The organism is Paenibacillus sp. SZ31 (genome assembly GCF_012912005.1).
Lineage (GTDB): Bacteria > Bacillota > Bacilli > Paenibacillales > Paenibacillaceae > Paenibacillus.
Map to the genome: position 1 here is coordinate 23659 of NZ_JABBEA010000029.1, position 8163 is coordinate 31821.

At 50.6% G+C, this 8163-nt stretch carries 6 protein-coding genes and 1 tRNA gene; all 7 read right to left on the minus strand.

What is annotated here, in order from left to right; genetic code table 11:
• Positions 1-54: 54 nt before the first annotated feature.
• A complete protein-coding gene (gene iolB / locus HF638_RS28225; protein WP_169483204.1) occupies positions 55-861 on the minus strand; it encodes a 5-deoxy-glucuronate isomerase in 807 nt (268 codons plus the stop codon).
• 101 nt (positions 862-962) lie between these two features.
• Positions 963-2015 carry an inositol 2-dehydrogenase gene (gene iolG, locus HF638_RS28230; protein ID WP_169483205.1) on the minus strand — a complete coding sequence of 351 codons (1053 nt, stop codon included), beginning with the start codon at positions 2013-2015 and terminating at the stop codon, positions 963-965.
• A 69-nt stretch (positions 2016-2084) separates the two neighbouring features.
• The gene (locus HF638_RS28235; RefSeq protein WP_282435686.1) at positions 2085-3560 is read right to left on the minus strand and encodes a CoA-acylating methylmalonate-semialdehyde dehydrogenase; all 1476 of its coding nucleotides are present in this window, start codon (positions 3558-3560) and stop codon (positions 2085-2087) included.
• 99 nt (positions 3561-3659) lie between these two features.
• The gene (iolC, locus tag HF638_RS28240) at positions 3660-4670 is read right to left on the minus strand and encodes a 5-dehydro-2-deoxygluconokinase (protein WP_100528699.1); all 1011 of its coding nucleotides are present in this window, start codon (positions 4668-4670) and stop codon (positions 3660-3662) included.
• 197 nt (positions 4671-4867) lie between these two features.
• Complete coding sequence (iolE, locus tag HF638_RS28245) at positions 4868-5770, minus strand: myo-inosose-2 dehydratase (protein ID WP_169483206.1); 903 nt, start codon at positions 5768-5770, stop codon at positions 4868-4870.
• 64 nt (positions 5771-5834) lie between these two features.
• On the minus strand, positions 5835-7700 hold the full coding sequence (gene iolD / locus HF638_RS28250; protein ID WP_169483207.1) for a 3D-(3,5/4)-trihydroxycyclohexane-1,2-dione acylhydrolase (decyclizing): 1866 nt from the start codon (positions 7698-7700) through the stop codon (positions 5835-5837).
• A 392-nt stretch (positions 7701-8092) separates the two neighbouring features.
• Positions 8093-8163, minus strand: a tRNA-Gly gene (locus HF638_RS28255).

Below are 8163 nucleotides of genomic sequence, written 5' to 3' on the forward strand. Positions count from 1 at the left end.
GGAAGTCTGCATACGCAACTTGAAGCCAGCACAATGCGCGTAGCATGAACTGTTTTACTTTTTCATCAACCACTCATGGTCAGGGTCGTTATGGAATTTCCAAGTCCGGGTTGGTCCAGCCATTACGTTCAAGTAGTAGACCTCATACCCCGGAGGAGCACCTACCGGATGATATCCGTCCGGAACAAGCACCACTTCACCGTTCTTCACTGCAAGCGTCTCGTCCACAGAACGATCATCCGTGTATATACGCTGAATGGCAAACCCCTGCTCAGGCTGCACACGGAAATAATACGTTTCTTCCAGCAAAGATTCATCCGGGAGTGCGTCCCGATCATGCTTATGTGGCGGGTAACTAGACCAATGCCCATCTGGCGTGAATACCTCAACAACGAGCAGACTGTCCGCTTCTTTTTGTTCCGGCAAAATGTTATGAATCTGGCGCTCCAGATTGCCATATCCTCTCGCCTCTACCCCTACATCCTCGGGTGCAATGAGACGAGCAGGGTACGTGCCTTTTCCGGGTGCAACACATATAGCGACTTCCAGTTCGGTACGTGCTGTGATCTGTACTTGATCGGAAGTTGAGACGTAGACCGAATACGGCGGAATTTTCTCGAAAACACTCATTCTTTTTCCGATATTATCCCATGTGTTCTCCCGGGTACTTACATTGGCGAAACCGCTGAGAAGCACCACACAGAGTTCCTGATCACCGCTCTCGCGGGTTAGCGTCTCCCCTTCTGCCAACTTCGCTACCTGAAAACCAACATATTCCCACCCAGCCGACTCCGGTGTTACGTTTATAAGCGTACCGTCCCCCTCCGGGTTGACCACGGGTTTCACAATACGTTCTGACATCTTGCCATCCACTCCTTTCTGTAGTCGTCCACAACAACCTGATGCATATGAAAAAAAGAACTTTGACTATGAGGAAAAAATATCTCTATTCATTAATCCACCTATGGCGTTGCCGTTTGCGATTCCAGCGACACCCCAGGGACTTCACTCAGCTTCACAGGTCTTCCCTGCTCCATGGACATCTTTGCTGCCAACGCAATTCGTTCAGCCTGTACTGCATCGTGGCCATCTACGATAACCGGTGTATCATGAATGATCGCTTCGATAAAGAGGGCCGTCTCCTGCACATACGCCTCATTGTAACGTTCCAGGAAAAAATGCAATGGTTTGTCGCGCATGAGCCCGGTCGCTGTACTGATCTCAGCCGTATTTGGATGATCATTCGCCGCTGCGGCGCTGCCCATCGAACCGAATACTTCAACACGCTGGTCATACCCGTACACTGCCTGACGGCTGTTATCAATAACACCAATCGCTCCATTGGCAAACGTCATCGTTACAATCGCCGTATCCACATCGCCATGTTCTGCAAAGACCGGATTGATCAGCACATTGCCCTGAGCATACACTTCTTCCACTTCACTGCCGGACAGATACCGAGCCATGTCAAAATCGTGAATCATCATGTCCATGAAGATCCCACCAGACACCCGGATGTATTCCGCAGGCGGCGGACTCGGGTCACGAGACGTAATTTTGATAATATGCGGATCACCAATCGTACCATCCTGCACATGTGCACGTACCCGTCTGAAGTTGTGATCGAATCGGCGGTTAAATCCGATTTGCAGTTTCACGCCAGCCTTCTCTACCGCTGCTACAGCTGCTTGGGTCTGTGCCAGATCCATGCTCACCGGCTTCTCGCAGAAGATGTGTTTGCCCGCCTGGGCGGCCTGTTCGATCAGCGGCACATGTGTATCTGTGGAAGAACAGATCAGCACCGCGTCTACATTAGGCATCGAGATCAACTGGTTGCTGTCCGTCGTTACAACAGGAATACCACGTCTGGAGGCCCAAGCCTCCAATTCAGGACCCGCGAACAAATCACTGATTCCCACAATCTCGGCATACGGGTTACGCAGGAGATTGTCTGCATGAATTTTGCCGATCCGTCCAGCACCGATGATGCCAATTCTCACTTTGTCCTTGCCCATTCCGTTATCCTCCCTATGTGCGTCCATATGGGCTGGGCGTTCCCCTTAGCCCGAGTGATGCTCTGGTTGTTACCAGCGCGCCGTTACCATCTTCTTGCGAGTGTAGAATTCAACACCATCCGTGCCATTAGCATGCAGATCACCGTAGAAGGACTTCTTCCAGCCCGAAAACGGGAAGAATGCCATTGGCGCAGGTACGCCAAGGTTAATACCCAACATGCCCGCATCAATCGTTTCACGGAATTGACGCATACTCGCCCCGCTGCGGGTGAACAGACACGCCCCGTTGGCAAAGTCGGAACGGTTCGCAAGCTCCACAGCTTCCTCTAGCGTAGACACTCTTGCCACCGAGAGTACTGGAGCAAAGATCTCATCCTGCCAGATTTTCATATTGCTCTCGACTTGGTCGAATACCGTTGGTCCCACAAAATAACCAGATTCACCTGTCGCCTGATCCTTACGTCCATCCCGGATCAAGGCCGCGCCTTCCTGCTCTCCAGCTTCAATGTAACTGAGTGTGCGCTCTTTATGTGGTCCACGGATTACTGGACCGAGGAACACGCCCTCATCCATCCCGTTACCAATGGTAATGCGGTCTGCTGCTTCCACCAGCTTTTGTACCAGTTCGTCAGCCACATCACCCACAGCTACAACCACCGCACATGCCATGCAACGTTCCCCTGCTGAGCCAAAAGCTGCACTGGTAATCTCTTTCACGGTTAGATCCAGATCGGCGTCCGGCATAACGATGGAGTGGTTTTTGGCACCTGCGAGTGCCTGTACCCGTTTGCCATGCTTGGATGCAGTAGTGTAGACGTATTCAGCCACAGGTTGTGATCCGACAAAGGAGATCGCTTGAACATCCTTATGTTCCAGTAGACCGTTCACGACATCATGCGCACCGTGAACGATGTTGAGCACGCCGTCTGGAAGCCCCGCTTCCTTGAACAGCTCTGCCAGGCGGCCTGCCAGCAGCGGTGTACGTTCGGACGGCTTCAGAACAAAGGTGTTACCACACGCAATAGCTAGCGGGAACATCCAGCAAGGCACCATCATCGGGAAGTTGAAAGGGGTAATTCCTCCAATAACACCGATTGGGTAGCGGTACATGCCCGACTCCAGTCCTGTAGCGATGTCAGGCAGTTGTTTTCCCATCATCAGATTCGGGGCACCTGCCGCGAATTCTACACACTCAATGCCACGCAATACCTCGCCGTAGGCTTCGGCATAGCTTTTACCATTCTCCAGCGTCACCAGGCGAGCGAGCTCTTCCCAATGCTCCACTAGCAGCTGCTGGTAGCGGAAAAGAATACGTGCACGGCGTGGAACCGGTGTGCTGCTCCAGGACTTGAACGCTTCCCGTGCCGTCTGTACGGCCAGATCCACGTCTGCTTGTTCAGACAGTGGCACGTGTGCAATAACTTCTTCTGTAGCCGGATTCACAACCGGCTCCGTACGAGTTGCCACCGGGGTTACCCAGGCACCTCCGATCCAGTTTTGTACCATTGTCGCTGTTGCAGACGCTTCAGAAATCCCTTTTCCCATAGCCCTGTCTCCCTTCGCTTATGTGTGATCCCTTATATTCAACTTGTTTCATTGTTATAGATCTGTATGAGTGCGTTATTCAAAGTATTGCAACGTGCTTCAGGACACGGTAATCTCGCCCCGATTGCAACGTTCAATGTAGTCATTTACCTGTTCGACCGTTGGCATTGCATCCGAACAGCTATGGCTTGAAATGACGATACTTGCTGCGCCACTGCCATACGCCATACTGCGCTCAATTGTCCAGCCCTGCATCAATCCATACAGGAACCCAGCCGCGTAAGAGTCGCCTGCGCCGAACGTTTTGACTACTTTTGCCGGATAGCTGTCCGCACGGTGGGAAAGCCCTTCACGCGTATAAGCAATGGACCCTTCCTTGCCGTGTTTGATTACAACGATGTTCGCTGAGAAATCAAACCATTTCTGTGCAGTCACCTGATCGCTATGATCCGGATTGTGGTCGAATGTTTCCATCATGTCGAACTCTTCACGTGTGCCCAGGATGATATCGCATTTCTCGGCTGCGAGGTTGTAATAAACCGCTGTCTCTTCATCCGATGTCCATGTGTATGGGCGATAGTCCAGATCAAACACAATAACCGTGCCATGCTTTTTCGCATACGTTAGTGCCTGTAATACGGCTTCACGGGATGGGCTCTGTGCAAGGGCTGTGCCTGAGATTAGCAGCACTTTGGAGTCAGCAATTAACTGCTCCTGTACCTCTTGCGCCTGTAATAACAGATCAGCTACATTGTCCCGGTACATCAGGATACTGCAATCGGTTGGGCTCTTGATTTCGGTAAAAGCAAGCCCCGTCACCGCTCCGGTGTCGTCCGTTACCACATTCGATGTGTCGATGCCGTTCTTCTCCAAGTAGCTATGGATGAATCTGCCCATTTGGTCGTTGGCGATCTTACCGATAAAAGCCGTCTCCATACCCAATCTGGACATGCCAATCGTAATATTGGCCGGAGAGCCACCAACATACTTCGTGAACGTCATCGTCTCTTCCATCGGGCGATTGATCTCATTGGCATTCAAGTCAATACACAGTCGGCCAATCGCGGTGAAATCCTTCTTCCTGGATACGGGAAAGGATACGTAAGTCATTGCATGTGAGCCCCTTTCTGTGGTGGGATTTTACATGTTGTATATGGATATCTAGACTGTATATTCATTCCTCGTGAGGATTAGTAAACGGCTAGAGTAGGTCAGTTTATTTTCCAATCGTAACGTTATACTCTTGCTGGCCTTCTTCCTTTTTCACTTCATGAGTATGGCCTCTGACCGCTGCAATGCTGAACGAATCAGCTGTGTTGGTATAACGACTCCATATAGTTCAAAGATCGCTTCGCATACTCATATGGGTTATGAATCGCAGGGTCCTGCTCTCCTTCAAGCATCGCCCAGCCATCGTACCCTCGTGTGATCAGTTCTTGCAGAATTGGTGCAAAATCAATGCATCCATCTCCTGGTACGGTGAACACCCCTCTACGAATACAGCCGACAAAATCAGATTGCTCCGCGCGTGCCTCATCCAACACATGTGGGCGGATATCTTTCAGATGGATATAAGCGATCCGATCATAATGTTTACGCAGCAGTTCAAGTGGATCGGCTCCGCCATAGTAGGCATGACCTGTGTCATAGAGCAGATACACGAGAGAAGAATCGGTTAGTTCCATCAGTCGATCAATCTCATCTGGTTGCTCTACCACTGTACCTCCATGATGATGGTACGTAAGCTTCAACCCATGTTCACGGGCAATGGCTCCTGCTTCGTTCAATCCTTCAGCGAGGATATGCCATTCAGATTCGCTGAGTCTAAGCACTTCTTTTTCATTCGGTGTCCGTCTTGGATCAAAATGAAGTGACCCACCTACCTCCGCCGTACTAATCACCTTACTGCCCATGGATTGCAGGAATTCCGCATGTCTGCGATAACCGTCCAACTCCGACTGACGATACGCCGGATCGGAGAACAGTACCGATTTCCACTGGGAGACCAGACTGATATTTCTTTTACTCAATTCCTCACGCAATATAGCAGGATCGGTTGGATACTTACGTCCCATCTCTGTGCCTGTCAGCCCAAGACGCTGAATGTCATCCAGAATCTGTGCACACGTTGTCGCATCACCATGCTCCTTCACATCCTCACCGACCCAATTGATCGGATGAATCCCAAGCTGGAATGGCAGCTTGCTCATTGCTCCACGTCTCCTTTGTCGTTCAACATTGTGCTTCACCCGGAATGCAGTGCTCAAAACCGGATTAAAAAGGTCTTGCTTTGGCACGGTTGGCTTGCATCGTATGATGAGCATGCACTACCTTTTCCTCGGCAGATACTTCCGGTACACCTACATTCCACCATGACTCGTATCCACCTGCGTTGGTTCCAGGCACGACCGGGATCTCAATCAACGTACTCACCGTTTCATTCTTCGCATCTCGGAGTGCCTGTTCCAGCTGTTCTGCTGTATCCGCTCTATAGGATTTGGCTCCCATGCTTCGGGCGTGAGCTGCAAAGTCCATTGACATGTAATCCCCGGTCAGTCGTCCGCTTTCTGACTCCCGATAACGGAACTCATTGCCGAACCCATCACTACCATGTTCCCGCTGCAAATTATGAATACACTGGAATCCATTGTTGTTGAATAATAAAATAGTCATCTTCTTCTGTTCCTGCAGACTGGTCACAAACTCCGAATGCAGCATCAGATAACTGCCATCACCGACCATTGCGTACACTTCACGATCCGGCTCGGCAAGTGCTGCTCCGAATGCTCCACTTACCTCGTACCCCATACAGGAGAATCCATACTCCATGTGATACGTCTTTGGTTCAGCCGCACGCCACAGACGATGCAGATCGCCTGGCAGACTGCCTGCCGCACACACAATGACGGAGGATGGATCAATTGTCCGGTTAACAACGCCGACTGCTGTGGTCTGCGCGAGTCCAGCTTCATGTTGTGCTGCATACAGCCGATCCACTTCTGCATTCCATTCAGCGCGGAGATCAGCGACTTCGGATGCGCCATATGCACTGCGGTATTGTCTTTGCTGCAATTCCTTTTGCAAAGCCTGCAACCCTTCACGTGCATCGGCCAGAATGGCTTCCCCGCCTAGCTTGGCGGCATCCATGCCGTTCAGGTTGATGTTAATGAATGATGCTTCTGGATGTTGAAAAGCAGAGTGGGACGCCGTCGTAAAATCCGAGAACCGAGTACCGACGCCGATCACCACATCTGCTTCTCTCGCCAGCCTATTGGCTGCCAGAGAGCCGGTAACTCCGATGGCCCCCACATTCAATGGGTGGTCCCAAGAGACTGCGCTCTTACCCGCCTGCGTCTCGGCGATCGGAATGCCAAATGCCTCAGCAAACTTCACAAGCTGTTCAGATGCCTCAGAGTACAACACACCGCCGCCTGCAACGAGCAGCGGCTTGCTGCCACGGGCAATCTGCTGTGTTGCCCGTTCAATGGCTGCTTGTACCGGAGGCCGACGGTCCAGATAATGTACTTTGCGGGCAAAGAACGATTCGGGGTAATCGTACGCCTCTGCCTGCACATCCTGTGGCAGTGCGAGCGTTACTGCTCCCGTCTCTGCTGGATCGGTTAGTACACGCATGGCCTGTGTAACAGCAATCATCAACTGTTCGGGACGAACGATGCGATCCCAGTACTTACTGACGGCTTTGAATGGATCAGTAGCTGAAATTGTATAATCACTGCTCACTTCCAGCTGCTGTAGCACCGGGTCCGGTTCCCGTGTAGCAAAGTTATCTCCAGGAAGCAATAAAACCGGAATCCGGTTCACCGTTGCGGTAGCTGCCGCCGTAATCATATTCAAAGCACCAGGTCCAATGGATGTTGTACATGCATAGATCTGTCTGCGGTTCTTCTGCTTCGCATAGGCTGCTGCCGTATGCACCATGCCTTGTTCATTCTTGCCTTGCATATACGTCAGGCTTCCGGGACTACGCTCCAGCGCTTCTCCAATGCCTGTTACGTTGCCGTGTCCAAAAATACCGATGATGCCCTTCACAAACTTGGTTTCCACCCCGTCAACCGAGATATATTGCTGATCCAGGTATCGAAGCAGTGCTTGAGCCATCGTCAATCGAATTGTTGTCATGAATAGATCGCCATCCTTTCCTTCACGGGTTAAGCGCTTAATCTAAGTTAAGTTTAAGCACCTTACCCCTAAAGGTTAAGCGCTTAATTGATATGGTATTACAGGCTGATGATTTACGCAAGCTATTTTTGTAAGCGTTTTTATAAAATATGATAAAGAAGAGTATATCCAGGCGTTATACGATGCGTTAGACCTGTTTCATTTGAACAGCGTCCACCATTATCAAGGACAAATTTAAGGTGAGGAAATTTATGCAAGCATGGGATACATCCTGATACAGGATAATGAGCCATATACTCTCTGAGAGCACCACGCACTAAATTGTCATTAAACCTGTGAACGCAAAAAAAGAAAGAGACGGTTAGTACCATCTCTTTCTTTTGCAATATGTAAGCGGGTGATGGGAATCGAACCCACGCTATTAGCTTGGAAGGCTAAAGTTCTACCATTGAACTACACCCGC